The organism is Kineococcus anabasis, from assembly GCF_054590795.1.
In genome coordinates, this window is record NZ_BAAIHU010000002.1 from 225493 (window position 1) to 251541 (window position 26049).

Here is a 26049-nt window from a genome sequence, read left to right on the forward strand (position 1 = left end):
CTGGCTCAGGATGACGCACGGTCACGCGCTCGTCCAGCGGGTGCTCCTGATCGGCCCCAAACCTGCACGAAGCGTCACCGTGCGGCGATCGGCTCGTGATCTTAGCGGGCCGCCGTCGGCCTGCCGCGACCCGCGGTCACGGCGCCGCGGTGCACGCGGCCTCGCGCACGACGGGTTCGGCGACCGTCGGCGGGGGCTGCACCTCGCGCGGCAGGAGCCGCGCGGGGCCGCTCAGCCGCCACCGCACCACCACGGGCTCGCCCGGCGGTACGTCGACCGTCAGCCGCAGCAGCCGCCACCCGCGCTCGACGTCGGCGGCCACCGGCACCCCGGTCCCGTCCACGCTCGCCCCGTCCAGGCCGACGGCCGTGGGCACGTGCAGCGAGACGATGGTCCGGGCGGTGCGGCGCAGCACGGCCGTTCGCGCCCCGGAGTGCTGCATGTACCGGGGGATCTCCTCCGGGACGGGGTTCTCCAGGGTCAGCGTCAGCTCGGCCACCCCGGGCCCGGCGGCGTCCGCCCGGCACGGGGCCGACAGCTCCACCGTCGGGCGCATCCAGAAGTTCAGCTTGGAGGGGGCGGCGTTCGTCAGCCCGATGCGGGCCCGGGGGCGCTGCGGGCCGAGGTCCCCCGCCAGCCCCGCGCCCACCAGCGCGCGCTGCTCCTCGGGGTGGCTGCTCCACACGGCCAGGTGACCGCTGTCCACGGCGTCCACCGCCCCGCGCAGCGTCGACTCCCCGAGGCCGTCGGACAGCACCGCCTGGAAGGCGGCCGCCGAGGCCGTGGTGAGGAACAGCTTGCGCGCCGAGACGTCCTCGTCGTCGTAGCGGACGTACGCCTGGTACATGAGGACCTCCGGCAGCTGCTCCACCGGCACCTGCCCGAACGGGCCCAGGTCCAGCGGCTCGTGGCCGGCCAGGAGCTTCGCCAGGCCCACGGGGTCCACGAACACGACCGCGTCGGGACGCTGCCCGCCGGAGGCGACCCACAGGTCCGACGTGAGCCGCCCGGCGTCGGCGGCCTCCGCGCCCAGCGTGACGTTCTGCACCATCCCGGCCTTCTCGCCGTGCAGGGCGATGAACTCCTCGCCCAGCACGCGGGGGTCGGCGCGGTAGGCGTACAGGTCGCCGTCGGTGCCGGTGCGCTCCAGCGACAGCTGCCCCTGGGCCAGGCGCAGCACCGCGTAGGCGCCGACGATGCCATGGGTGGGACGGATCTCGGCGGGGTTGGTGAAGGCCACCAGGTAGGTGCGCGGCTCCGGGTCGCCCAGCATCCCGGGCAGCCGGGGCAGCACCTGCGCCACCGTCCGCAGGGCCGGGGCGGCCTGCCCGAGCTGCTCGGCGGCGGGGTCCAGCCGGCTGGCCAGCGGCTCGACGAGGGCGTCGCTGCGCGCGGCCTGCAGGGCGGAGGCCGCGGCGTCGGTGCGCCGGGACAGGTCGGTCACGAGCGGCACGAGGCGGCGCACGGCGGCCACGTCGACGCGCTGCTCGGGGGAGACGACCTCACCGGTGAGGACCTCCTGCGCGGCGGGCAGCAGCTCGGGCAGCGGTTCGGCCAGCAGCGCCGCGGCGGTGCTCGCGGCCTCCACGGCGCGCAGCTGCTCGCCCACCCACGGCACGTGGGTGGCGAGGCGGTAGGGCCACTGGCGGGTGGCGCGGGCGGCGTCCACGGCGTCCTCGCGCATCGAGCGGGCCGTGGGCAGGGCCTGCTCGAAGCGGCGCCCGCGCAGGTCGTCCACGAGGTGGGGGGCGCTGTCGGCGACGCGCTGCAGCGCGCGGGCCGCCTGCGCACCGGAGACGGCCACGGCGGCGGTCTCCGCGAGCAGCAGCAGCCCGAGGACGCCGAGGCCGAGGCCGACGGCGCGCCGGGCCCGCCGGGGACGGCGGGGCGCGGGGGTGGCGGGGTCGTCGGACGGGGTCGGCTGGTCCGGGGCGGTGGCCACCGGCGAGAGTGTAGGGACCGCCCCCACCGGTGCCGGGTGCACCGGCGGGCCGGGGTGTGCGGGTCCGGTGCCCGTCCGGTGCGCGTCCGCGCCCCGACGTAGGGTGGGACCGCCGCCGTCCGCCCCAGGGCACCGCGCCGGGCGGAGCGCAGGTCAGAACGTCACCTCCCGCTCCCACGGAGATCCAGTGCACCTCGCCGCACGCCCGCTGCACCGCCCCGCCCGCTCCGGCCGGAGCGCCCGATGAGCCTCACCGGCCTGCTGCAGGTCCTGGGCTCCGACCCCGCCGTCGCCGCCGCCGCCGAGGCGGCCCGCGAGGGCACCACCGCCGCCCTCGACGTGGTGGCCCCCCTGGGAGCGCGCCCGGCGGTGCTGGCGGCGCTGGCCGCCGAGCGCCCCCTGCTCGTGGTCACCGCCACCGGCCGGGAGTGCGAGGACCTCGCCACCTGGCTGCGCTGCTACCTGCCCGGCGGCCAGGTGGGGGAGTTCCCGGCGTGGGAGACGCTGCCGCACGAGCGGCTCTCCCCCCGCAGCGACACCGTGGCCCAGCGCCTGGCGGTGCTGCGCCGCCTGGTGCACCCGCGGGACGACGACCCCACCGCCGGCCCGCTGCGCGTGGTGGTGGCGCCGGTGCGGGCGGTGCTGCAGCCCCTGGTGCGGGGCCTGGCGGACCTGGAGCCGGTGCGGCTGCGGCCCGGTGACGAGACCGGCCTGGACGAGGCCGCGCGGGCGCTGCTGGCCGCGGCGTACACGCGCGTGGACATGGTGGAGCGGCGCGGGGAGTTCGCCGTGCGCGGCGGCATCCTCGACGTCTTCCCGCCCACCTCCGCGCACCCGGTGCGGGTGGAGTTCTTCGGCGACGAGGTGGACGAGGTCCGCTCGTTCGCCGTGGCCGACCAGCGCTCCCTGGAGAAGCTGCCCGACGGCGTGTGGGCGCTGCCGTGCCGGGAGCTGCTGCTGACCGACGCGGTGCGCGGGCGTGCCGCGGCGCTGGTGCCGCAGCTGCCCGGTGCGGCGGAGATGCTGACGAAGCTGTCCGAGGGCATCGCGGTGGAGGGCATGGAGTCCCTCGCCCCCGTGCTCGCCGACGGCATGGAGCCGCTGCTGGACGTCCTGCCCGCCGGCACCCACGTGGTCCTCGCCGAGCCGGAGAAGGTCCGCGCCCGCGCCCACGACCTCGTCGCCACCGGCGCGGAGTTCCTGGAGGCGGCGTGGGCGAACGCCGCCGCCGGCAACGAGGTCCCGCTCGACCTGGGCGCCGCGTCGTTCTGGACGCTGGCGGAGGTGCGCGGGTACGCCGCGGACAGGAGCGTGCCGTGGTGGTCGGTGACGACCCTCACCGCCGACGCGGAGCTGCGGGACCTGGAGGACACCCGCGTCCTGCGCGTCGGCGCCCGCGACGTCGTGAGCTACCGCGGGGAGACGGAGCGGGCGCTGGCGGACCTGCGGGCGATGGCCCGCGACGGCTGGCGCCTCGTGCTGACCACCGAGGGGCACGGGCCCGCGCAGCGGCTCGTGGAGCTGCTGTCCGGGGAGGACGTGCCGGCCCGCCTCACCCCCGACCTCGACGCCGCCCCCGAGCCCGCCGTCGTCCACGTCACCACCGCCTCCGTCGAGCACGGCTTCGTCGCCGAGGGCCTGCGCGCGGCGCTGCTGACGGAGACGGACCTCACCGGCCAGGCCGGGCAGTCCACCAAGGACATGCGCCGCATGCCCGCCCGCCGGCGCAACGCGGTGGACCCGCTCACCCTGCGCCCCGGCGACTTCGTCGTGCACGAGCAGCACGGCATCGGGAAGTTCGTGGAGATGGTGCAGCGCACCGTGCAGGGCGCCACCCGCGAGTACCTCGTCCTGGAGTACGCCGCGAGCAAGCGCGGCCAGCCCGGCGACCGGCTGTTCGTCCCCACCGACACCCTGGACCAGGTCTCCCGCTACACCGGCGGGGAGGCGCCCGTCCTGAACAAGATGGGCGGCTCGGACTGGTCGAAGACGAAGAGCCGCGCCCGCAAGGCGGTCAAGGAGATCGCCGGGGAGCTCATCCGCCTCTACTCCGCGCGCATGGCCACCGAGGGCCACCGCTTCGGCCCCGACACCCCGTGGCAGCGGGAGCTGGAGGACGCCTTCCCGTACGTGGAGACGCCCGACCAGCTCGCCAGCATCGAGGAGGTGAAGGCGGACATGGAGAAGTCCGTGCCCATGGACCGCCTCATCTGCGGCGACGTCGGCTACGGCAAGACGGAGATCGCCCTGCGCGCGGCGTTCAAGGCCGTGCAGGACGGCAAGCAGGTCGCCGTCCTCGTGCCCACCACGCTGCTCGTGCAGCAGCACCACAAGACGTTCTCCGAGCGCTACGCCAGCTTCCCCGTCACCGTGCGGGCGCTGTCGCGGTTCACCCCGCCCGCCGACGCGCGCGCCACCCTCGCCGGGCTCGCCGACGGCAGCGTGGACGTCGTCATCGGCACCCACCGCCTGCTCTCGGGGGAGGTGCGCTTCAAGGACCTCGGGCTCGTCGTCGTCGACGAGGAGCAGCGCTTCGGCGTGGAGCACAAGGAGGCGCTGAAGAAGCTGCGCACGAACGTGGACGTGCTCGCGATGAGCGCCACGCCCATCCCGCGCACCCTGGAGATGGCGGTCACCGGCATCCGGGAGATGTCGACGCTGGCCACGCCGCCGGAGGAGCGCCACCCGATCCTCACCTACGTCGGCGGGTACGAGGAGAAGCAGATCACCGCCGCGATCCGCCGGGAGCTGCTGCGCGAGGGGCAGGTCTTCTACATCCACAACCGGGTCTCCACCATCGACCGGGCCGCGGCGAAGCTGCGCGAGCTGGTCCCCGAGGCGCGCATCGCCACCGCCCACGGGCGCATGGGGGAGCACCGGCTGGAGCAGGTCGTCGTGGACTTCTGGGAGAAGAGGTTCGACGTCCTCGTCTGCACCACGATCGTGGAGACGGGGCTGGACATCTCCAACGCCAACACCCTCATCGTCGAGCGCGCCGACATGATGGGCCTGTCCCAGCTGCACCAGCTGCGCGGGCGCGTCGGCCGCGGCCGGGAGCGGGCCTACGCCTACTTCCTCTTCCCGGCGGAGAAGCCGATGACGGAGACCGCCCACGACCGCCTCGGCACGATCGCGCAGTTCACCGACCTCGGCGCGGGCATGCAGGTCGCCATGAAGGACCTGGAGATCCGCGGCGCCGGCAACCTGCTCGGCGGGGAGCAGTCCGGGCACATCCAGGGCGTGGGTTTCGACCTGTACATGCGGATGGTGGCCGACGCGGTGGCGGACGTCCGCAACCAGGTGCCGGGCGCGGCGGTGGACGACGACGCCGAGCCGGAGCCGACCGACGTGAAGATCGAGCTGCCGGTCGACGCGCACCTGCCGCACGACTACATCCCCTCGGAGCGGCTGCGGCTGGAGGCCTACCGGCGCCTCGCCTCCGTCGACGGCGACGAGGGCCTCGCGGAGCTGCGGGCGGAGCTCACCGACCGCTACGGCGAGCCGCCGCAGCCGGTGCTGAACCTGCTGGAGGTCGCCCGCTTCCGCACCGCCGCGCGCCGGGGCGGCCTGCGGGAGGTCGCCCTGATGGGCAGGCAGGTGCGCTTCGCGCCGGTGGAGCTGCCGGAGTCGCGGGAGCTGCGGCTGAAGCGGCTCTACCCGGGGACGGTCCTGAAGCCGCAGGCGAGGACGGCCCTGGTGCCCGCGCCGATGACCGCGAGGGTCGGGGGCCAGCCGCTGCGCGACGCGGCGGTCCTGCAGTGGGTGCACGAGTTCGTCGCGGCGGTCCTGCTGGACCAGCCGGCCTCGGTGGCGGCGGGGGCGCGGTGACGCGCGGCGGCGGGGTCACCCCGCCCGGCTCCGCCCTGCTCGACCTCGTCGCCGTCATGGACAGGCTGCGCTCCCCGGGCGGGTGCCCCTGGGACGCGGAGCAGACGCACACCTCGCTGCTGCGCTACCTGCTGGAGGAGACGTACGAGGTCGTCGACGCGGTGGAGAGCGGCGACCGCGACCACCTGCGCGAGGAGCTCGGCGACCTGCTGCTGCAGGTGGTCTTCCACGCCCGCATCGCCACCGAGCACCCCGACGCGCCGTTCGGCGTCGACGACGTGGCCGCCGACCTCGTCGCCAAGCTCGTCCGGCGCCACCCGCACGTCTTCGCGGGCGAGCGGGCCGGCGCGGACCTGCAGCAGCGGTGGGACGAGATCAAGGCCGCGGAGAAGCCCCGCGGCAGCGTCCTGGACGGCATCCCGCCCGCGCTGCCCGCCCTGGCGCGCGCGGACAAGGTCCTGGGACGCCTGCGACGCGCCGGCCTGGAGCCGGCGGAACCCGGCGCCGACGGGCGGCCGGCGGCGGACGGGGCCGACGGGCGGCCGGCGGCGGACGGGGCCGACGACGAGCACGGGGTGGGGCAGGCGCTGCTGGCCGTGGTGCGCCGCGCCGGCGCCGCCGGCGTTGACCCCGAGGCGGCGCTGCGACGGGCGCTGCGCGGGCTGGAGCGGGACGCCCGCGAGCGGGAGCGCCGGAGGACTGCGAGCGCGGCCCCGCAGGACTAGGGTCACGCCAGGGCGGCGCAGGGCCCGCCGCGACGGTGCGGCCGGGGCGGTCGCCGCGTGCGACGGCGGGTGCGGCGTGGGACGGGGGGTGGCCTGATGGCCGGTGGCGGAGCACCGGAGTACCCGCGGGACCCGGTGGCGCGCAGGCGCTTCCGCGAGACCACCGCCTCGGTGCTGCGGGCCCTGATCGACGGGGACCTGACCCGCCGCGCCCGGCCCGCGGGCGGTCCCGAGCAGGCCGCCCGGCTGCTCGTCCTGCCCCTGCCGGACACGAGCCCCGCCGGGCTCGCCGAGCGCGAGCGGGTCCTCGTCGACGCCCTGGAGGTCCTCGACGGCATCGACGACGCCGGTCTGGACGTCGACGAGGCGGTGGACCTGGAGGTGCTGCGCTCCGACGTCGCGCGGCAGCTGTGGCAGGTCTCGGAGCTGCGGCCCGCCGCCTGGGACGCGCGGGTGCACGTCCCCGGTGCCGCGCTGCGCGCCGTGCTGACCGCGGACGCCCCCGCCGCCGAGCGCGCCGAGGCCCTGCTCGCCCGGCTGGGGGAGCTGCCCGGCGCCCTGCTCTCCTCCCGCGACGCGCTGGAGCTGCCCAGCACCGCGCACGCCCTCGCCGCCCTCGACGACGTCACCGCCCTGCGGGCCGACCTCGCCTCGGCCGCGGTGCGCGGCCTCCTGCGGCCCGCCGACGGGCACGCCGCCGCGTCGCTGGCCGCCGCCGACGCCGCCCTGGACGCGCACGCCGGCTGGCTCGGCGGCCTGATGGCGCTGACCCGCAGCACCGGCGCGCCCGACCCGCGCCTCGGCGCCCAGCGCTACGCCGCGCAGCTGTGGTACTGCCTCGACGCGGAGCTGGACCCCGAGACGCTCCTGACCCGCGCGGAGTGCGACCTGATGGAGCGGGAGGAGGAGCTGGCGGCCGAGGCGGCGCGCTACCTCGACGAGCCCGCCCGGTACGGGCAGGTCCCCCGGGCCCTGGCCGCCGCCGCCGCCGAGCACGCCCTGCCCGCCTCCGGTGTCGCGCGCGCGGCGGGGGAGGAGTGGCGCAGGCTCCTCGCCGCCACCCGCACCGCCCGCTGGGTGGGGGTCCCGGCCGAGGCCGAGCGCGCCGGCGAGGCGGAGCTGGTGGACCTGCTCGGCGGGGCCCCCGGGCCGGTGCCCGACCGGGCCCGCCTGCGCCTGGAGCTGGCGCGCGCGGGGGTGCCCGGCCGGCTCGTGCAGCGGGCGCACACCGCCGCCGGCCGCTCCGCCACCAGGGTGACCCTGGCCAGCGCCTGCTCCACCGCCGGCTGGGCCGAGTGCGCCGTGGACCTCGTCAGCGGCTGGGTGGACGACGGGGAGCCGGCCGTCGCCGCGCGCCTGGCCGCCGCGCTGCGCCTGCTGCGCTGCGTGGACCGGGTGCGCGGCGCCGTGGACGCCGTGGTGGACGTGCGGGTGCACTGCGACGGCGCCGACGCCGACGACGTGCGCGACCTCCTGGTCGGGCGCGCCCACCTGGGCGAGCGGGAGGCCGTGGCCCGCTGGCGCACCAGCGTCCTCGACAGCGCCGTGCTGCCGGTCGCGCACGTCGGGCACGCGCAGGTCGCCAAGGTGCTGCGGGACCTCGCCGACGCCCGCCCGGCGTGGAGCGCGGCCCGGCGGCACGAGGCGCTGCTGCACACCGGGGCCCCGCCGCCCCGGCACCTGCCCGCTCTCCTGGACCTGCCGCCCGACCCGCCGGACAGCTCCCTCCTCTGAGCGCGCGGCCACCGTTAGGCTCGGGCGCGCCCGGCGGCCGGGTCCCCGGCCGCCGCACCCGCACACTGAGGAGGAGCACGAGTGGCCACCATCGAGGCCGTCGGCGCTCGCGAGATCCTGGACTCGCGCGGCAACCCCACTGTCGAGGTCGAGGTTCTCCTCGACGACGGGACGTTCGCGCGCGCCGCGGTGCCCTCGGGCGCCTCCACCGGTGCCTTCGAGGCGTCCGAGCGCCGCGACGGCGACGCCGGCCGCTACAACGGCAAGGGCGTCGAGGGGGCCGTGGAGGCCGTCATCGAGGAGGTCGGCCCGGCCCTCGTCGGGTTCGACGCCCACGAGCAGCGCCTGGTCGACCAGACGCTCATCGACCTCGACGGCACCCCGAACAAGAGCCGCCTGGGCGCCAACGCGATCCTCGGCGTCTCCCTCGCGGTCGCCAAGGGCGCCGCGGCGTCGGCCGACCTGCCCCTGTTCCGCTACGTCGGCGGGCCCAACGCCCACGTCCTGCCGGTGCCGATGCTGAACATCATCAACGGTGGCGCGCACGCCGACTCCGGCGTGGACGTGCAGGAGTTCATGATCGCCCCCATCGGCGCCGCCTCGTTCCGCGAGGCCCTGCGCTGGGGTGCGGAGACGTACCACGCGCTGAAGTCCGTGCTGAAGTCGCGCGGCCTGGCGACCGGCCTGGGCGACGAGGGCGGTTTCGCCCCCGACCTGCCCAGCACCAAGGACGCCCTCGACCTGATCGCCGAGGCCGTGCAGAAGGCCGGGTTCAGCCTCGGCAGCGACATCGCGCTCGCGCTCGACGTGGCCGCCACGGAGTTCCACTCCGAGGAGGGCTACCGCTTCGAGGGCGAGACCCGCACCGCGCAGTGGCTGACGGAGTTCTACCAGGGCCTCGTCGGCGAGTACCCCCTCGTCTCGATCGAGGACCCGCTGTCGGAGGACGACTGGGAGGGCTGGACGAACCTGACCTCCACCCTGGGCTCCCGCGTCCAGATCGTCGGCGACGACCTGTTCGTGACCAACCCCGAGCGGCTGCAGCGCGGCATCGAGGCGGGCGCCGGCAACGCGCTGCTCGTCAAGGTCAACCAGATCGGCACCCTGACCGAGACCCTGGACGCCGTGGACCTGGCGCACCGCGCCGGTTTCCGCACGATGATGAGCCACCGCTCCGGCGAGACCGAGGACACCACCATCGCGGACCTCGCCGTCGCCGTGGGCTCCGGCCAGATCAAGACCGGCGCCCCGGCCCGCTCCGAGCGCGTCGCGAAGTACAACCAGCTCCTGCGAATCGAGGAGGAGCTCGACGACGCCGCCCGCTACGCGGGCCCGTCCGCGTTCCCCCGCGCGCGCGGCTGACGGGGGCGGACATGGCGACCCGCCGGCCCACGTCCCCCCGCACCGCGGGGGGCGACGGGGCGCGCCGCGGCGCCGCCCGGCCGGCGGACGCCGCCCGCCCCCCCAAGCCCGGTGCGGCACCGGCGGCCGGGGCGACCCGGCCGCCGGCTGCGGCACGGGGACGGCGCACCCCCTCGCCCGCCGAGCGGCGCCGCGCCCGCGGCCCGCGCACCCTGGTGCTCGTGACGCTCCTCGTCGTCCTCGGCGTCTTCCTGGTGCCGTCGCTGCAGAAGTGGCTGGAGCAGCGCTCGCAGATCGCCGCGCTGCGGGCCGGCCTCGTCGTCCAGCAGGCCGAGCTGGAGCGCTCGCGCGCCGAGGAGGCGCGCTGGGACGACCCCGCCCACGTCATGGCCCAGGCCCGCGCCCGGCTCCAGTACGTCGTGCCGGGGGAGGTGCCCTACGTCGTGGACGGGCCCAGCTCCGCCGACGACGTGGACCCCGCCGACGCCGCCGCGGCCGTGCCGCAGCCCAGCGCGGCCTGGTACGCCAACGTGTGGGAGTCGCTGCGGGTCGCCGGGGTGGCCCCGGAGGACGAGCTCACCGGGTCCGTGCCCGCACCCGGCGCCCGTCCCGCGCCGGCCACCACGGGGGCCCGGTGATGCCCGGCCCGGTGGCGCAGGAGGACCTGCGGGCGGTGGCCGAGCTGCTCGGCCGCGAGCCGCGCGGGGTGCTGGCCGTGGCGCACCGGTGCACCTGCGGGCGCCCGGACGTCGTGGAGACGGCGCCCCGGCTGCCCGACGGCACGCCGTTCCCCACGACGTTCTACCTCGTCGACCCGCACGCCGCCTCCGTCATCAGCACGCTGGAGACGTCGGGGCTGATGCGGGAGATGACCGAGCGCCTCGCGGCGGACCCGGACCTCGCCGGCCGCTACGCCGCCGCCCACGAGGACTACCTGCGCCGCCGCGCGGTGCACGGGGAGGTGCCGGAGATCGAGGGCGTCTCCGCCGGGGGGATGCCCACGCGGGTCAAGTGCCTGCACGCCCTCGTGGGGCACGCCCTCGCCGCCGGCCCGGGGGTCAACCCGTTCGGGGACGAGGCGCTGGAGCTGCTGCGCGCCGAGGGCTCCGGCTGGCCCACCCGCTGCCCGCACGGCTGAGCCCCGCCCGCCCCCGCCTGCCCGCCTGTTCCCCGCCCATCTCCGGGTTCGGGCGCTCCGAGCCCCGGCCGTTCCCGCCCTTCTCCAGGTTCGGGCGCTCCGAGGGCCGCCTGTTCCCGCCCTTCTCCGGGTTCGGGCGCTCCAGCGGGTGTCTGTGCCCGCCCATCTCCGGGTTCGGGCGCTCCGAGGGCGACCTGCTCCCGCCCTTCTCCGGGTTCGGGCGCTCCGAGGGCCCCTGCGGAGGCGCCCGAACCCGGAGAAGGGCGGGGCCGCGCAGGGGTGGCGGCTCAGGCGGCGGGGCGCACCGGGCTCAGGTCGGGCTCCGCGGTGATGCCGAACGTGCGCCGCAGCGCCGTGCGCGCCGCCCACCAGCCGCACATGCCGTGCACCCCCGGCCCGGGCGCCGTGGAGGAGGAGCACAGGTACAGCCCCGGCAGCGGGGTGGCGTGCACGTCCCAGCGCGGCACCGGCCGGGCCAGCACCTGGCGCAGCGTCGTCGCGCCGTGGGCGAAGTCCCCGCCGGAGTCCGCGGGGTTCTCCTCGCCGAGCTGCGCGGCGGTCTGGGTGTGCCGCGCCAGCACCAGGTCCCGGAACCCGGGGGCGAACCGCTCGATCTGCGCCTCGACCTGTGCGCTCACGTCCACGGTGGAGCCGTTCGGGACGTGGCAGTACGCCCACAGGACGGAGTGGCCCGCGGGGGCGCGGCCGGGGTCCACCACGGACTGCTGGGCGATCAGGACGTAGGGCCGCTCGGGGTGCCGGCCTGCGGCGACCTCCGCCTCCGCCGCGGCGATCTCGCGCCAGGTCCCGCCCAGGTGCAGCGTGCCCGCCCGCCGCGCCTCGGGGTCGCGCCAGGGCACGGGAGCGGACAGGGCGTAGTCCACCTTGAACGCCCCGGGCCCGTAGCGGTAGCGGCGCAGGGCGGCGGCGTACCGGGCGGGCAGCCGGTCGCCGGCGATCCGCAGGACCTCCGCGGGGGAGACGTCGAGCAGCACGGCGCGCGCGGGGGGCAGCTCGTCGAGGCTGCGGACCCACGTCCCGGTCGTCACGGTGCCACCGCGGGCGCGCAGGTCCGCGACCAGCGCGTCCGCCAGCGCCTGGGAGCCGCCGCGCGGGATCACCCAGCCGTGGCTGTGCGCGAGGGTGGTGAGCACGAGGGCGACCGCGGCGGGCGGGATGCCCGACTGCCGCCCGGGGGCGTGGGCGGCGACCCCGGCCAGCAGCCCCGCCGCCCGCGGCTCGCGCAGCGCGGTGAGCAGCGCGGGCAGGCCCACCGCGGCGCGCGCCCCGAACTCCGCGGCCACCCGCAGCGCCCGGGCCCCGGCCGGCGCCGAGCGCATCGGCGACAGGAACGTCGGCACCAGGTCGGCCGCGCCCTCCACGAGGGGGCGCAGCAGCCGCGCGTAGCGGGCGCCGTCGGGCCCGAGGCGCTCGGCGGTGGCGTCGAGGTCGCGCAGCGCGATGCCCCACGGCCCGTCGTCGAGGGGGTGGGCGAACTGCACGTCCGGCTCCAGCAGCTCCACGCCCCGCGCGCGGGGGTCGAACCGCTGGAAGAACGGTGAGGCGGCGGCCATCGGGTGCACCGCGGAGCAGACGTCGGACAGGTGGCCGGGCAGCGTCAGCTCCCGGCTGCGCGAGCCCCCGCCGGCGGTGGGCGCGCCCTCGACGACCTCCACGTCGAGCCCGGCGGCGGCCAGCGTGACCGCCGCCGCGAGGCCGTTGGGCCCCGAGCCGACCACGACGGCGTCGCGGGTGGGTGAGGTGCGCTCCCTGCTCACCGCGCCACCCTCGCAGAGCGCTGGGGCTGCGCACCCTGGAACGGCGGCACCGGCGAGGATGGGGCCCCGCACCCGACCCGAGGAGCGCCGTGACCTCCGCAGGACCCCTGGCCGCGAACCCCGCCCCCGGCGCCCGCCGGGTGGCCGCCGTCGACTGCGGCACGAACTCCCTGCGCCTGCTCGTGGCGGACGTCACCGGCGGCGCGGGGGACGCCGGGAGCGCGGCGACGAGCCGGGAGGTGCTGCGGTGGATGCGCATCGTGCGGCTCGGCGAGGGCGTGGACCGCACCGGCGCCTTCGCCCCGGAGGCGTTGCGCCGCACGCTGTCCGCCGTCGACGAGGTCGCCGCCCTGTGCCGGGCGCACGGGGTGGGGGCGGTGCGCTTCGTCGCCACCTCCGCCTCCCGGGACGTGTCCAACCGCGAGGAGCTGGTGGCGGGGGTGGCCGCGCGGCTCGGGGTGGAGCCGGAGGTGGTGAGCGGCGAGGAGGAGGCCGCGCTGTCCTTCGCCGGTGCCACCGCGGGCCTGGCCGGCCGGCACCCGGGACCCTTCCTCGTCGTGGACCTCGGCGGCGGCTCGACGGAGCTGGTGCTGGGCGGGGCCCGGGTGGAGGCGGCGCGCTCGGTGGACGTGGGCTCGGTGCGCCTGACCGAGCGGCACTTCCGCGACGACCCGCCCACCGCGGCGCAGGTCGCGGCGGCCCGCGCCGACGTGGCGGCCGCGCTGGACGAGGTCGCGGCCGTCGTGCCGCTGGAGCGGACCCGCACCCTGGTGGGCGTGGCGGGGACGGTCACGACCCTGACGGCCCTCGCCCTCGGCCTGCCGGGGTACGACCCCGCCCGCATCCACGGCGCGGTGCTGCCGGTGGGCGAGGTCCGGGCGGCGTGCGAGGCGCTGCTGGCGATGCCGCGCGCGCAGCGGGCCGCGCTGGCGTGCCTGCACCCGGGGCGGGTCGACGTCATCGCCGCCGGGGCCCTGGTGTGGCGCACGGTGCTGGAGCGGGTGGGGGCCGCGAGCGGGGTGGTGGAGGTCGTCACCAGCGAGCACGACATCCTCGACGGCGTCGCGCTGTCCCTGGCGCGGCCCTGACCGCACCGGCCCCGCACCGCGCGGGGACGTCCCGCACCCGGCGCGCAGCCGCCGCGGCCGGACGTCCCCGCCGACCGAGAGAACCCGAGGAGAACCCGTGGGCACCGTCACCGCCACCACCACCCGCCGCATCGAGGCCCCCGCCGGGCGCGTCGCCGAGGCCGTCGCCGACTACGCCGGGGTGCGCCCGCGGATCCTGCCGGAGCAGTTCACCGGCTACGAGGTCCTCTCCGGCGGCCGGGGCGCCGGCACCGTGGCGCGCTGGGACCTGCACGCCACGAAGAAGCGCACCCGCTCCGTCGTCGCGGACGTCACCACCCCCGACGAGCACACCGTCGTCGAGGACGACCGCGGCTCCACCCTCGTCACGACGTGGCGGGTGCAGCCCGCCGGGGCGCAGGCCAGCACCGTCACGGTCACCACGACGTGGCAGGGGGCCGGGGGCGTCGGCGGGTTCTTCGAGCGCACCTTCGCCCCGCGCGGCCTGGACCGGATCTACTCCGCGGTCCTCGACGGCCTGGCCCGCGAGCTCGGCGGGCGGTGAGCGCCCTCCTGCCGCACCCGGCCACGGGTGCGGTGTTCCCCTCGCCGGTGGAGCCGGGCAGCGGCTGGCCCGGCGACCCCTCGGGGCCGGGCAGCCCCGTGGCGCGCACGCCGGGCGAGGTGGCGGGGCTGGCGGCGGGCGCGGCCTCGGCCGGTGAGCTGCTGGCCCGCGCCTGCGTGTGCCGGGCCTGCCCGCGCCTCGTGGCGTGGCGGGAGGAGGTGGCCCGCACCCGGCGGCGGGCGTACGCCGGCGAGCCGTACTGGGGCCGCCCGGTGCCGAGCCTGGGCGTGGAGCGCCCGCGCGTGCTCGTCGTGGGTCTCGCCCCGGCCGCGCACGGCGGCAACCGCACCGGGCGGATGTTCACGGGCGACAGCTCCGGGGACTGGATCATCGCGGCGCTGCACCGGGCGGGGCTGGCCTCCCAGCCGTCCTCGGTCCACGCCGCCGACGGCCTGCACCTGCTCGGCACCCGCATCGTGGCCCCCGTGCGGTGCGCCCCGCCGGACAACAGGCCCACCCCGGACGAGCGCGACACGTGCGCGGGGTGGCTGGACGCCGAGCTGGACCTGGTGGCGCCTCAGCTGCGGGTGGTGCTGGCGCTGGGCGCCTTCGCGTGGGCCTCGGCGCTGGGTGCCGCGCGGCGGGCGGGCTGGTCCGTGCCGCGCCCGCAGCCGCGCTTCGGCCACGGCGCGCAGGCCGTGCTGGGCCGGCCCGGCGGGGCGGGTGTGCGGCTGCTGGGCAGCTACCACGTGAGCCGGCAGAACACCTCCACGGGCCGGCTGACGCAGGTGATGCTGGACGACGTGGTGGGCCGGGCGGCGGCCCTCGCGGCGGGCTGAGGAGGGCCGGCGGGACCGCTGCGTGTGGCCCGTGTCACGCCTCGTCCGCGGCGTCAGTAGTGTGGGTGCATGCCCGGGACCTCCACCGCTCCGCGGATCCTCATCGTCGGCGGCGGCTACGTCGGCCTCTACACCTCGCTGCAGCTGCTGAAGAAGCTGCAGAAGGGCGAGGCGGCGGTGACCGTCGTCGAGCCGCGCTCCTACATGACGTACCAGCCGTTCCTGCCGGAAGCCGCCGCGGGGTCCATCGACCCGCGGCACGTCGTCGTCCCGCTGCGCCGCACCCTCAAGGGCGCCGAGGTCATCGGCGGCGAGGTCGTCTCCGTCAACCACGCCGAGCGCACCGCCCGCGTGCAGCCGGTCGACGGCGAGGAGTACGACCTCGAGTACGACATCCTCGTGATGGCGCCGGGCTCGGTGGCGCGCACGCTGCCGATCCCCGGGGTGGCCGAGCACGCCATCGGCTTCAAGACCGTCGAGGAGGCGATCTTCCTCCGCGACAAGCTCCTGCAGGCGCTGGAGCAGGCCGAGGCGAGCAAGGACGAGGCGTTCCGCCGCCGGGTCCTGACCTTCACCTTCGTCGGCGGCGGCTACGCCGGCATCGAGGCCCTCGCCGAGCTGGAGGACCTCGCCCGCTACACCACCCGCTCGATGCGCACCGTCCGGCACAGCGACGTCCGCTTCGTGCTGGTCGAGGCCCTGGACCGGATCCTGCCCGAGGTGGGCCCGGAGATGGGCCGCTACGCGGTCGAGGAGCTGCGCTCGCGCGGCATCGAGGTCAACCTCAAGACCACCCTGCAGTCCTGCGAGGGCGGCCTGGTCAAGCTCAGCGACGGCCAGGAGTTCGAGAGCGGCACGATCGTGTGGACCGCGGGCGTGAAGTCGCACCCCGTCCTCATGGCCACCGACCTGCCGCTGGACGAGCGCAAGCGCCTGCGCGTCGGCGCGGACCTGCGCGTCACGAACGAGGACGGCTCGGTCGTCGAGGGCGCCTGGGGCGCCGGTGACGCCTGCGCGGTGCCGGACCTGACCAACCCCGGTGCGTTCTGCGCCCCCAACGCGCAGCACGCCGTGCGCGAGGCCAGGCAGCTCGGCGACAACCTCGTCGCGGTGCTGCGCGGTGGCCAGCCCACCCCGTACCGCCACGCCTACGTCGGCTCCGTGGCCTCCCTGGGCCTGCACAAGGGCGTCGCGCAGGTCTACGGCGTGAAGCTCAAGGGCTACCCGGCCTGGCTGATGCACCGCGTCTACCACTTGTCCCGCGTCCCCACGACGAGCCGCAAGGTCGGCGTCCTGCTCGACTGGGCGCAGGCGGCGGTCTTCCGCCGGGAGATCGTGTCCCTGAGCGCGCAGAGCACCCCGTTCGCGGAGTTCGAGCGCGCCGCGGGCGTCAAGCAGATCACCTCCACGCGCGGCTGATCCGCAGCACCCGGCGCCGCCTGCCCACCCCCGAGGGGGAGGGCGGGCGGCGCCGCACCGCCCGGGTGGCGTAACTGGTAGGCGCACGGGGCTTAAACCCCCGGGCCGTTCGCGGCGTGCGGGTTCGACTCCCGTCCCGGGTACCCCGGCCCGCTCCTCCACGAGGGTGAGCGGGCTCACCCGTCCGCGCGCCCGCAGGCGGGAACGCCCCGGCCACCCGTACCGTTCGTACAGGTACAGGTCGTCTGGAGGATCGATGCAGAGCAAGAACCCCGTCTTCGCCAAGAACTCACAGTGGCGTGGTAACGGCTACGCCGGCTTCAACGACGTGGCGACCCCGAGCGCGGACCAGCTGTCGGGCATGTACGGCGCCCCGCCGGCCTCCCCGTCGCAGATGGGGCGCATGACGCTGGACGACGTGGTCGTCCGCACCGGCGCCCTGTTCGCGGTGCTGGTCGCCACCGCCGCCTACTCCTTCTTCTTCATGCAGCCCAGCCTGCTCACCGTCCTGGGCGCGGGCCTCGTCGGCTTCGGCCTGGCGATGTGGGCGCAGCTGTCCCGCACGGTCCGCCCGGGCGTGATGTTCGCCTACGCAGCCGTCGAGGGCGTCTTCGTCGGCTCGATCAGCGGTCTCTACGAGGCCCGTTTCGACGGCATCATCAGCTCCGCCGTCATCGGCACCCTGTGCGCGTTCGGCGCGATGCTCCTCGCCTACAAGACGCGCTTCATCCGCGTCACCCCGAAGTTCACCAAGGTCCTCGTCATCGCGGGCCTGGGCTACCTGGTCTTCGGCCTGGTGAACCTGGTGCTGTCGATGACCACCGGCTTCAGCGTCTACGCCGGTGGCGGCGTGCTCGCCCTGGGCATCAGCGCGATCGGCGTCGTCCTGGCCTCGCTGTTCCTGGTGCTGGACTTCGACCACATCGAGCGCGGCATCCGCCAGGGCCTGCCCCAGCGCGAGGCGTGGCGCGCGGGCTTCGGCCTCCTCGTCACCCTGGTGTGGCTGTACCTGGAGATCCTGCGCTTCCTGGCGATCCTGCGGGGCAACGACTGACCGCCGGCCCGACCCGTCCACAGCTCGGCCCGGCCCCCGACGAGGGGGTCCGCGCCGAGCTGTGGCGCGTCGTGGACCGGTTGCGCTCCGCGTCGCTGAGCCGGCTGGACCGGCCCGCCGAGGGGCAGGAGCGCACCCGGGCCGACGTGGCGCGCGCGGCCGCGCAGGCGCTGGCGGACCTGGCCGCCGACGCCGAGGGCCGGCCGCGCCGCACGCTGCCGCGCCTCGCGGTGCACGGGGTGGGGGACCAGCTCGCCGTGGTGGGCGCCGACGCCCTCGCCGTGTGCGGGCCGGACGCCCTGCGGGCCGCGGAGCGCCACCTCGTGGAGCTGCGCCGGGCCCTCTGAGCCCCGCCCCACCCCGCCCTTCTCCGGGTTTCGGCGCGCTGGGACCGGTCTGTGTCCGCCCTTCTCCGGGTCTGGGCGCGCTGGGACCGGTCTGTGTCCGCCCTTCTCCGGGTCTGGGCGCGCTGGGACCGGTCTGTGTCCGCCCTTCTCCGGGTTCGGGCGCGACCGAGGCCGCCCCGGACCACCCAGACCCGGAGACGGGCGGGCAGCGGGGGACGGGCGGGTAGCGGGGGACGGGCGGGCAGGGAGGACGGGCGGGCAGGGAGGACGGGCGGGCAGGGAGGACGGGCGGGCAGGGGGGACGGGCGGGCAGGGAGGGTCCGGCCCCTCTCTGGGACGATGAGCCCATGCGCTACGCCGAATCCGTCGTCGACCTCGTCGGCGGCACGCCGCTCGTCAAGCTCAACCGGGTCACCGAGGGCCTGGCGTGCACGGTGCTCGCGAAGGTCGAGTACCTCAACCCCGGTGGGTCCGTGAAGGACCGCATCGCCGTGCGGATGATCGACGCCGCCGAGCGCGACGGGCTGCTGGAGCCGGGCGGGACCATCGTGGAGCCCACGAGCGGCAACACCGGGGTGGGCCTGGCCCTCGTCGCGCAGCAGCGCGGCTACCGGTGCGTGTTCGTCTGCCCCGACAAGGTGGGGGTCGACAAGCGCAACGTGCTCCAGGCGTACGGGGCGGAGGTCGTCGTCTGCCCCACCGCCGTGGCACCGGAGGACCCCAGCTCCTACTACTCCGTCTCCGACCGGCTGGCCCGGGAGATCCCCGGGGCGTGGAAGCCGAACCAGTACGCCAACCCGGAGGGGCCGGCGAGCCACTACGCCACCACGGGCCCGGAGATCTGGAACGACACCGACGGGCGCGTCACGCACTTCGTGACGGGCGTCGGCACCGGCGGCACGATCTCCGGGACGGGCAACTACCTCAAGGACGCCTCGGCGGACCGCCCCGGCGGGCCGGTGCGGGTCGTCGGCGCGGACCCCGAGGGCTCGGTGTACTCCGGCGGCACGGGCCGCCCGTACCTCGTGGAGGGTGTCGGGGAGGACTTCTGGCCGGACGCCTACGACCGCGCCGTCGCCGACGAGATCGTGGCAGTCTCCGACGCGGACTCCTTCGCGATGACCCGCCGCCTGGCGCGCGAGGAGGGGCTGCTCGTGGGTGGCTCCTGCGGGATGGCGGTCGTGGCGGCCCTGCGCGTGGCGGAGGGGCTCGGGCCCGACGACGTGGTGGTGGTGCTCCTGCCGGACGGCGGGCGCGGCTACCTCGGCAAGATCTTCAGCGACACGTGGATGTCGTCCTACGGGTTCCTGAGCCAGGACGGCACGAGCACCGCGGGGGACGTGCTGCGGTCCAAGACGGGCGGCATCCCCGCCCTGGTGCACACCCACCCCAACGAGACCGTCCACGACGCCATCTCGATCCTGCGCGAGTACGGCGTCTCGCAGATGCCGGTGGTGGGTGCCGAGCCGCCGGTGATGGCCGGGGAGGTGGCCGGGGCGGTGAGCGAGCGGGAGCTGCTGGACGCGGTGTTCTCCGGCCGCGCCAGCCTGGCCGACCCGGTCGCCAAGCACATGGGGCAGGGGCTGCCGCTGATCGGTGCGGGGCAGTCGCTGGAGGAGACGCGGGCGGTGCTGGAGAAGGCCGACGCGGTGCTGGTGGTGGAGGAGGGCAAGCCGGTGGGCGTGGTGACGCGCCACGACCTGCTGGGCTTCATCGCCTCGTGAGCGCCGCACCGCGCACGTCCCGGCGCGCCGCCGCCGTCCACACCGCGGCGACCGCCGTGCTGTTCGCGGCGATCGTCCCGGACCCCTTCACCCGGCGGCGCACGGGCAGCGGCTACCGCGACTACGTGACGCACCAGGTGCGCGTGGACGCGGTGATGCGGCGGCTGGCCCCGGCCCTGTCGGTCCTCAGCGCCGCCACGGGCGCCGCCGCCGTCGCGACCTCCCGCGGCGGCGCGCCGGCCCTGCTGCGGGCTGCGGCCGTCGGCGCCGTCGCGGTCGCCGTCGCGGTCACGGTGCGGGAGAACGTGCCGGTCAACCGCCGGCTGCGGTCCTGGTCGCCGGACGTCGAGCCCGCCGGGTGGCGCGAGGACCGGGCGGCCTGGGAGCGGGCCCACACCCGGCGGCGCCTGGCCGTGGCGGCGGCGCTGGCGTGCACGCTCGCCGCCCCGCGGAGCGCCCGCTCCGGCTGACGGCCCGGTCCTCACCGCCCGGGCGTGCGGCCCGCCCACGCCACGGCCCGCACCGGTGCCCCGTCCGCCCCGGCCAGCGGCAGGGGGAAGAACGCCACGTGCGGATCGGCCAGGCAGTCGAGCCGCTCCAGCCCGGTGAGGTTCTCCACGAGGATCCCCCCGGCGCCCAGGACGGCCGTGTGCACGCCGAGGGATCCGGGCGGGTCCGGGCTGAGGCAGTCCACGCCGAGCGAGCGCACCCCCGCGGCCACGAGGCGGGCGGCCGCGCCGGGCTCCAGCCACGGGTGCGCCCCGTAGCCGGGAGCCCCCCAGTGCCGCGACCAGCCGGTGTGCAGCAGCACCACCGCGCCGGGCCGGAAGCGGGCGGCGTGCGGGGCCAGGCGCTCCCAGCCGATGCCCTCCCGCGCGGCGGTGTCGCGCACGTCCACCACGACCGCCGGGCCGCCCAGGCGCTCCAGGGGGACCTCGTCGAGCCGGGCGCCGTCGGCCCGCACGTGGAACGGCACGTCGACGTGGGTGCCGGTGTGCGAGCCGAGGTGCAGGGCGAGGACGTTGCACCCGTCCCGTTGCAGGGTGGCGGCCGGGGTGGAGCGGAACTCCGGGTCGCCCGGGTACACGGGCATGCCCGGGGTCATCGGCTGGGTCAGGTCGAGGAACACCCGTGCATCCTGGCGCGGCGCTCACCCGCGCAGCAGGAACTCCCGCAGCACGGGCGCCAGGTCCTCGTCGGCGACGCGGTGCCACTGCCCGCGGAGGCTGCGGTGCTCCCCGTGCGGCAGGGCGCCGACCACCGTCGCGAACCAGCCGGTGAGCCCCGCGCCGCTGCCGGCGCTGTCGAGGACGAGCGCGGGGACGGGCACGCGCCGCACGACGCCGGTGGAGGTGGCCTCGCACACGGCCAGGTCGTAGGGGATGGTGTGCGCCACGGCCTCCGCCGGTCCCCGGGAGGGGGCGTACTGCTGCACGACCTCCTCGGGAACGCCGCAGGCGCGCTGGAACGTCGCGACGGCCTCGCCGCGGCGCCCGGCGGCCGCGAGGTCCGCGATCGTGGTGCGCAGGGCGTGGTCCGCCACCGGGTCGCGCGCGTCGTCCACGGGTGCCTCGAACACCGCGAGGCGCCGCACGGGTAGGCCCGCGGCGGCGGCCAGCAGCGACAGGCAGCCGCCGGAGGAGATGCCGTAGAGGAACGCCTCCCCGCCCACGGCGCCGATCAGCGCGGCGAGGTCCTCCACCTCCCGCTGCACCGCGTACGGCGCGGTGTCCGAGGAGCCGCCCCGGCCGCGCCGGTCGTACGCGACGACGGTGAGGTCCGCCGCCAGGTGCGGGGCCAGGCCCCGGCCGCCGCCGCAGGCCCGGTGGCCGGTGGCGCCGTCCACGACCACCAGGACCGGACCGCTGCCGCAGCTCTCGTAGGCGAGGGTGGTGCCGTCCACCGAGCGCACGGTGCCGGGCGTGGTGGCGGGCGTGGTGTGGAGCGTGGTCATGGGGTTCCTCCCGCGTCGGTGCCCGGGCCCCGCCGGTGGCCGGGCCTCGTGCAGGGGTGGACGCACGCCGGCCCCGGAACTCATCGCTCCGGGGCCGGCGGGTCCTGCGGGTGCTCAGTAGCGGATGGCGTCGATGACCTTCGCCCGGACGGCCACCACGGCCGGGACGACCCCGGCGAGGGCGCCGATGGCGGTGGCGGCGAGGAACCCCTCCAGCGCGGCGCTGAACGGGAAGGAGGGCACGTCGGTCAGGGAGAGCTGCCCCTGGGTGAGCAGGTCGATCGGCAGGTTCTCCACGAGCGCCACGGACAGCGCGACGGCGAGGGCGCCGGTGAGCGCGGTGGCGCAGACGCTCTCCAGCAGCACCGCGGTGAACACCCGCCCGGAGGTGGCCCCGAAGCTGCGGCGCACGCCGATCTCCCGGATGCGCTGGCGCACGGTGACCAGACCGACGTTGAGGACGCCGAGGCCGCCGAGGACCAGCGCGAAGATCCCGACGCCGCGCACCCCGTAGTCGAGGATGTAGCCGAGGATCTTCGCCTCCTCGGCGCTGTCCTGCCGGTAGGCGTCCACCTGGTAGCCGGGCAGCGCCGCCTTGAGGTCGCGCACCAGCAGGCCCTGCAGCTCCTCGGCGTCCGCGTCCGGGACCCACACCTCCAGGGTGGGGGTCTGCTGCGCCAGCACCTCGGGGCTGAAGAGGCGGGGGGCGGCGGCGTTGAGCACATAGGCCGCCGGCTGCTCGGGGCCCGTCCACGGGACGTCGGCGACGCCGACGACGGTGGCCGTCAGGGGCCCGGTCCCGCCGCTGAGGACGACCGTCGGCGGGCTCACCGGGTCGAAGCCGCCGAGGGTGGCGGCCATGACCTCGTTGACGACGACCGCGGGGGACAGCAGGTCCGCGTCCGCCTCGGTGAACCAGCGCCCGGCGTCGGGCACGAGCCGGTGCATCGTGCCGTAGGAGGGGTCGACGGTCCACACCGAGAGGTGCTGCGCGCCCTGCGGGAGGCGGGCCACGAGCTGGCGCTGCTGGCCGACGAGGCCGGCCCAGCGGATGTCGTAGCGGTCCACGGTCTGCCGCGCCGCCTCCTCCATCCGCACGGCGGCGCGCGCGTCGGGCTGCCCGGACATCGAGTACATCGACACCTGGAGGCTGGCGGGGCGGCCGCCGGTGCGCTCGCCCTCCTCCAGGATCATCTGGCGGGCCATGTTGCCGACGGCCGTGATGGTCGTCATGGCGAACACGGCGAGGAACACCCCGACGAGGGCGAGGACCACCCGGACGCGGTGGACGCGCAGCTCGCCCCAGGCCTCGGTGAGGGCCGCGAGGACGCCGGTCACGTGCCGCTCCGGGAGGCCGTGAGCGCCGGCATGCTCGAGGCGGGCACCTCGCTGAGCACGCCGTGGTCGAGGCGGAACTGCCGGTCGGCGCGCGCGGCGACGGACAGGTCGTGGGTGATGGTGACCAGGGTGGTGCCGTGCTCGGTGACGAGGGACTCCAGCACGTCCATCACGGCGCTGCCGGTGTCGACGTCGAGGGCGCCGGTGGGCTCGTCCGCGAGCAGGACGCGCGGGCGGCGCACGAGGCTGCGGGCGAGGGCGACGCGCTGCTGCTCACCGCCGGAGAGCTTCTCCGGCATGGTGTCGAGGCGGTGGCCGAGGCCGACGCGCTCCAGCATCTCCCGCGCGATCCGCCTGCGGCCGAAGAACTCCCGCGCGGAGCCGTACAGCAGCGGGGAGGCCACGTTCTCCGTCGCCGTGCGCCCGGGCAGCAGGTTGAACTGCTGGAACACGAACCCGAAGGTGGCGCCGCGCAGGCGCGCCATCGCGCGCTGCCCGAGCCCCTCGACGGGGCGGCCGTCGAGCAGGTACGTGCCGGAGGTGGGGGAGTCCAGCAGGCCCATGAGGTTGAGCAGCGTGGACTTGCCCGACCCCGAGCGGCCGACGATGGCGATGTGCTCGCCGGGTTCCACGTCGAGGTCCACGCCCGTGAGGATGTGCAGGGTGGTGCCGTCGGGCAGCGGCACCGAGCGGCTGACGTCCTGCAGGTGCAGCAGGCCCATCAGTAGCCCATCCCGGGGCCCATGCCCCCGTCGGGGCCCATCGGCACCTCGTCGGAGTTCGGGACGAACTGCAGGATGCGCGCGCCCTCGGCGAGGCCCGCGCGGACCTCGACGTTCTGCCCGTCGGTGAGGCCCAGGGTGACGGGCGTCTCCAGGCCCTCGGTGTCGGCGGGGTCGTCGCCGAGCACCCAGACGGTGCCGGTGCCGGTGGTGCCCTTGACCGCGGTCACCGGGACGACGAGGACGCCGCGCGCCTCGCCGGCGGTGACCTCCACGCTGGCGGTGGCGCCGGCGAACACCGGCACGGTGTCCGGCACCCGGCAGGTGAGGGTGGCGCCGGTGGGGGTGGCGGCGGGGTCCATCCCCGTGTCCATCCCGGGCGGCACCGAGGGGTCCTGCGGTGCCGGGGCCGCGCCGGCGGGGCGGCCGGTGCGCAGCTCGCCGCAGTCGAAGGAACCGGGCCCGCCGGGCACGGTGACCTTGGCCAGGGTGGGCGGCTGGAGGAGGCGGTACTGGTCCTGCTGCGTCAGCGGGGCGCTGATCCTCAGGACGCCGGGGCTGAGGGTGGCGACCGCGGTCCCGATCTCGACGGACTGCTGGGGGAGGACGTCGAGGGTGGCGACGGTGCCCGCGGCGGTGGCGGTCACGGTGACGGTCTTCGTCCTCGGCTTCGGCGCGGGGGCCGGGGGCGCCGCGGGGTCTGCGGGCGGGGGCACCGGCGCCGCCGTCTCCTCCACCGGCACGACGACGGTGAACAGCGGGTCGCCCTTGTCGACCGCGTCGCCGACCTCCACCCGCAGCTTGCCGACGGTGCCGGCCGCGGTGGACTTCACCGTCGTGGCGGGGTCCTCGGTGACGGTCCCGCTGAGGGTGACGAGGTTGACGACGTCGCCGCGGGCCACCGTCGTCTCCGGGGCGGTGATGGTGGCCGACGGGCGGGCCGGGTCGCTGCTGGCGTCCGGGGCGCCGCGGAAGAAGGCGATGTAGACGAGGCAGACGGCGATGACGAACCACACGAGCAGTCGCAGTGCCGGGAAGACGATGGTGCGGACGGTGCCCACGGTTCACCTCAGGTCGGGTCCCGGGTGTCGGCGCACCCGGCGGTTGAGACGGGTTCGCAAGCTAGCAGCGGCCGTGGGGCCTCCCCGGCGCTTTCACCAAGTCGTCACCGGGCGGTCGCTCGCGGTGAAACCGCTTGCGCGCTCAACGGATCGGGCGCCGCGGGGGGTCGTCAGGACGGGCGCGGCGGGGCGGTGCTGGCGCGCAGGACGACCTCGGCGGGGACCACCAGGTGCCGGCCCGGCTCGGCGCCGTCCAGGGCCAGGCGCGCGGCCTGCTCCCCGATCTCCTCCAGCGGGATGCGCACGGTCGACAGCGACGGCACGGTGTCGCGCAGGGTGGGGACGTCGTCGAAGCCGGCCACGGACACGTCGTGCGGCACCGAGACCCCGCGCTCGCGCAGCGCCGCCACCGCGCCGAGCGCCATGACGTCGCTGAGGGCGAAGACGCACGTCGTCCGCCCGAGGTCGGCGGCCAGCTCCGCCCCGGCGGCGTACCCGCCGTCGCGGTCGAACCGCCCCCGCAGGACGCGCACGCCCGCGGGGTCGACGCCCGCGGCGGCCATCCCCTCGCGGAAGCCGGCCAGCCGGTCCTCGGAGGTCGCCACGCCCTCCGGCCCGGCGATCACCGCGGCGTGCCGGTGCCCGAGCCCGGCGAGGGCCGCGGCGAGCTGGCGGGCGCCGCCGCGGTTGTCCGGCTGCACGACGTCCCCGGGCAGGCCCGGCTGGCGCACGGAGCAGACGCGCCCACCGCCGGCGGCGAAGGAGCGCAGCTCCTCGGCGAGCCGCTCCTCGGCGCCGGGGTCACCGGTGAGGCGGCTGCCGACCAGGACCAGGGCCCGCGCCCGCTGCAGCCGCATCGTCGTGACGAGGGCGAGCTCGCGGCGCGGGTCGCGGCCGGTGGCGCCCAGGGTCAGGACGAGGTCCTGCTCGTCGGCGACGCGCATCGCGCCGGCGGCGATGGAGCTGAAGAACGGGTCGGCGATGTCGTGGACGATCAGCCCGACCAGGTTGCTGGACTTGCGCGCCAGGGACTGCGCGACGGGGTCGGGCACGTAGCCGAGCTCGGCGGCGGCCGCGGTGACGCGCTCGGCGAGGTCGGGGCGCACGACGCGCGCACTGCCGTTGAGGGCCCGGGAGGCGGTCGCGAGGGAGACCCCCGCGCTGCGGGCCACGTCGGCCAGGGTGATCGGCCTCCGGGTCGTCATGGCGGGCCTCCGGGCGGTTCGGGTCGGGTGGGTGGGAGCCGTCGGCGGCGGTCGTGCCACCGGTCACCGGAGGTGCGCGCACATGGTGGCACGGGAGCCGTCGGCGCGGTGGCGGGTATGCGCTTGCCCATGATCCCCCACGGAGCGCTCCCCGAACAGGGGCAAGTGCTTGCGCCGTCGTGCCGAACCGGCCTAACGTGGCCGGGCAAACGCTTTCCAACCATCCGTGCCGCACGGCCGTGCCGCA

22 protein-coding genes and 1 tRNA gene are annotated in these 26049 nt (G+C 76.7%); 15 read left to right on the forward strand and 8 right to left on the reverse strand.

Annotated features, from left to right (window positions below; all coding sequences use genetic code 11):
* Nucleotides 1–136: 136 nt before the first annotated feature.
* Complete coding sequence (locus ACYQBY_RS04565) at nt 137–1942, reverse strand: DUF4012 domain-containing protein (protein ID WP_459642643.1); 1806 nt, start codon at nt 1940–1942, stop codon at nt 137–139.
* Between the two features lie 243 nt (nt 1943–2185).
* Between ACYQBY_RS04565 and mfd the strand changes: the two genes are divergently transcribed.
* The 6 genes from mfd to ACYQBY_RS04595 all read left to right on the forward strand — a co-directional run bounded on the left by mfd (nt 2186) and on the right by ACYQBY_RS04595 (nt 10729).
* Nucleotides 2186–5770 (forward strand): transcription-repair coupling factor, encoded by a 3585-nt coding sequence (gene mfd / locus ACYQBY_RS04570; RefSeq protein WP_459642644.1) that lies wholly within the window; start codon nt 2186–2188, stop codon nt 5768–5770.
* Nucleotides 5767–6495, forward strand: coding sequence for a nucleoside triphosphate pyrophosphohydrolase (locus ACYQBY_RS04575; protein ID WP_459642645.1), 729 nt, complete (start codon nt 5767–5769; stop codon nt 6493–6495). The genes mfd and ACYQBY_RS04575 overlap by 4 nt, the downstream gene beginning before the upstream one ends.
* Nucleotides 6496–6591: 96 nt before the next feature.
* The gene (locus ACYQBY_RS04580; protein ID WP_459642646.1) at nt 6592–8229 is read left to right on the forward strand and encodes a DUF885 family protein; all 1638 of its coding nucleotides are present in this window, start codon (nt 6592–6594) and stop codon (nt 8227–8229) included.
* 81 nt (nt 8230–8310) lie between these two features.
* Nucleotides 8311–9591 (forward strand): phosphopyruvate hydratase, encoded by a 1281-nt coding sequence (gene eno / locus ACYQBY_RS04585; protein WP_459642647.1) that lies wholly within the window; start codon nt 8311–8313, stop codon nt 9589–9591.
* Nucleotides 9592–9602: 11 nt separating this feature from the next.
* Nucleotides 9603–10229, forward strand: a complete 627-nt coding sequence (locus tag ACYQBY_RS04590; protein ID WP_459642648.1) for an FtsB family cell division protein — start codon at nt 9603–9605, stop codon at nt 10227–10229.
* Nucleotides 10229–10729, forward strand: a complete 501-nt coding sequence (locus ACYQBY_RS04595; protein ID WP_459643111.1) for a DUF501 domain-containing protein — start codon at nt 10229–10231, stop codon at nt 10727–10729. The genes ACYQBY_RS04590 and ACYQBY_RS04595 overlap by 1 nt, the downstream gene beginning before the upstream one ends.
* Before the next feature lie 287 nt (nt 10730–11016).
* Here ACYQBY_RS04595 and ACYQBY_RS04600 read toward each other — a convergent pair whose 3' ends face one another.
* Nucleotides 11017–12507 carry a phytoene desaturase family protein gene (locus tag ACYQBY_RS04600; RefSeq protein ID WP_459642649.1) on the reverse strand — a complete coding sequence of 497 codons (1491 nt, stop codon included), beginning with the start codon at nt 12505–12507 and terminating at the stop codon, nt 11017–11019.
* Between the two features lie 89 nt (nt 12508–12596).
* Here ACYQBY_RS04600 and ACYQBY_RS04605 point away from each other — a divergent pair, with 89 nt between their 5' ends.
* From ACYQBY_RS04605 to ACYQBY_RS04645, 9 genes are all read left to right on the forward strand, one after another.
* Complete coding sequence (locus ACYQBY_RS04605) at nt 12597–13595, forward strand: Ppx/GppA phosphatase family protein (protein WP_459642650.1); 999 nt, start codon at nt 12597–12599, stop codon at nt 13593–13595.
* A gap of 97 nt (nt 13596–13692) precedes the next feature.
* Nucleotides 13693–14139: an SRPBCC family protein gene (locus tag ACYQBY_RS04610; protein ID WP_459642651.1), complete on the forward strand. Its 447-nt coding sequence runs from the start codon at nt 13693–13695 to the stop codon at nt 14137–14139.
* Nucleotides 14136–14978: a uracil-DNA glycosylase gene (locus tag ACYQBY_RS04615; RefSeq protein WP_459642652.1), complete on the forward strand. Its 843-nt coding sequence runs from the start codon at nt 14136–14138 to the stop codon at nt 14976–14978. The genes ACYQBY_RS04610 and ACYQBY_RS04615 overlap by 4 nt, the downstream gene beginning before the upstream one ends.
* 69 nt (nt 14979–15047) lie before the next feature.
* Nucleotides 15048–16397: an NAD(P)/FAD-dependent oxidoreductase gene (locus ACYQBY_RS04620; RefSeq protein WP_459642653.1), complete on the forward strand. Its 1350-nt coding sequence runs from the start codon at nt 15048–15050 to the stop codon at nt 16395–16397.
* A gap of 59 nt (nt 16398–16456) precedes the next feature.
* Nucleotides 16457–16540: transfer RNA gene (locus ACYQBY_RS04625), tRNA-Leu, on the forward strand.
* 113 nt (nt 16541–16653) lie between these two features.
* The gene (locus tag ACYQBY_RS04630) at nt 16654–17451 is read left to right on the forward strand and encodes a Bax inhibitor-1/YccA family protein (protein ID WP_459642654.1); all 798 of its coding nucleotides are present in this window, start codon (nt 16654–16656) and stop codon (nt 17449–17451) included.
* A 71-nt stretch (nt 17452–17522) separates the two neighbouring features.
* Nucleotides 17523–17798 carry a hypothetical protein gene (locus ACYQBY_RS04635; RefSeq protein ID WP_459642655.1) on the forward strand — a complete coding sequence of 92 codons (276 nt, stop codon included), beginning with the start codon at nt 17523–17525 and terminating at the stop codon, nt 17796–17798.
* A 347-nt stretch (nt 17799–18145) separates the two neighbouring features.
* Nucleotides 18146–19522, forward strand: coding sequence for a cystathionine beta-synthase (locus ACYQBY_RS04640; RefSeq protein WP_459642656.1), 1377 nt, complete (start codon nt 18146–18148; stop codon nt 19520–19522).
* Complete coding sequence (locus ACYQBY_RS04645; RefSeq protein WP_459642657.1) at nt 19519–19992, forward strand: anthrone oxygenase family protein; 474 nt, start codon at nt 19519–19521, stop codon at nt 19990–19992. The genes ACYQBY_RS04640 and ACYQBY_RS04645 overlap by 4 nt, the downstream gene beginning before the upstream one ends.
* Before the next feature lie 11 nt (nt 19993–20003).
* Here ACYQBY_RS04645 and ACYQBY_RS04650 read toward each other — a convergent pair whose 3' ends face one another.
* From ACYQBY_RS04650 to ACYQBY_RS04675, 6 genes are all read right to left on the reverse strand, one after another.
* Complete coding sequence (locus tag ACYQBY_RS04650) at nt 20004–20651, reverse strand: cyclase family protein (protein WP_459642658.1); 648 nt, start codon at nt 20649–20651, stop codon at nt 20004–20006.
* 21 nt (nt 20652–20672) lie between these two features.
* Nucleotides 20673–21476 (reverse strand): alpha/beta fold hydrolase, encoded by an 804-nt coding sequence (locus tag ACYQBY_RS04655; RefSeq protein WP_459642659.1) that lies wholly within the window; start codon nt 21474–21476, stop codon nt 20673–20675.
* A gap of 114 nt (nt 21477–21590) precedes the next feature.
* Entirely contained in the window at nt 21591–22814 is a 1224-nt protein-coding gene (locus tag ACYQBY_RS04660; protein WP_459642660.1) for an ABC transporter permease, read from the reverse strand.
* Nucleotides 22811–23536 (reverse strand): ABC transporter ATP-binding protein, encoded by a 726-nt coding sequence (locus ACYQBY_RS04665; protein ID WP_459642661.1) that lies wholly within the window; start codon nt 23534–23536, stop codon nt 22811–22813. The genes ACYQBY_RS04660 and ACYQBY_RS04665 overlap by 4 nt, the downstream gene beginning before the upstream one ends.
* The gene (locus ACYQBY_RS04670) at nt 23536–24597 is read right to left on the reverse strand and encodes a secretion protein HlyD (protein WP_459642662.1); all 1062 of its coding nucleotides are present in this window, start codon (nt 24595–24597) and stop codon (nt 23536–23538) included. Before ACYQBY_RS04670 ends, ACYQBY_RS04665 begins: the two co-directional genes overlap by 1 nt.
* A 170-nt stretch (nt 24598–24767) precedes the next feature.
* The gene (locus ACYQBY_RS04675) at nt 24768–25802 is read right to left on the reverse strand and encodes a LacI family DNA-binding transcriptional regulator (protein ID WP_459642663.1); all 1035 of its coding nucleotides are present in this window, start codon (nt 25800–25802) and stop codon (nt 24768–24770) included.
* Between the last annotated feature and the right edge of the window lie 247 nt (nt 25803–26049).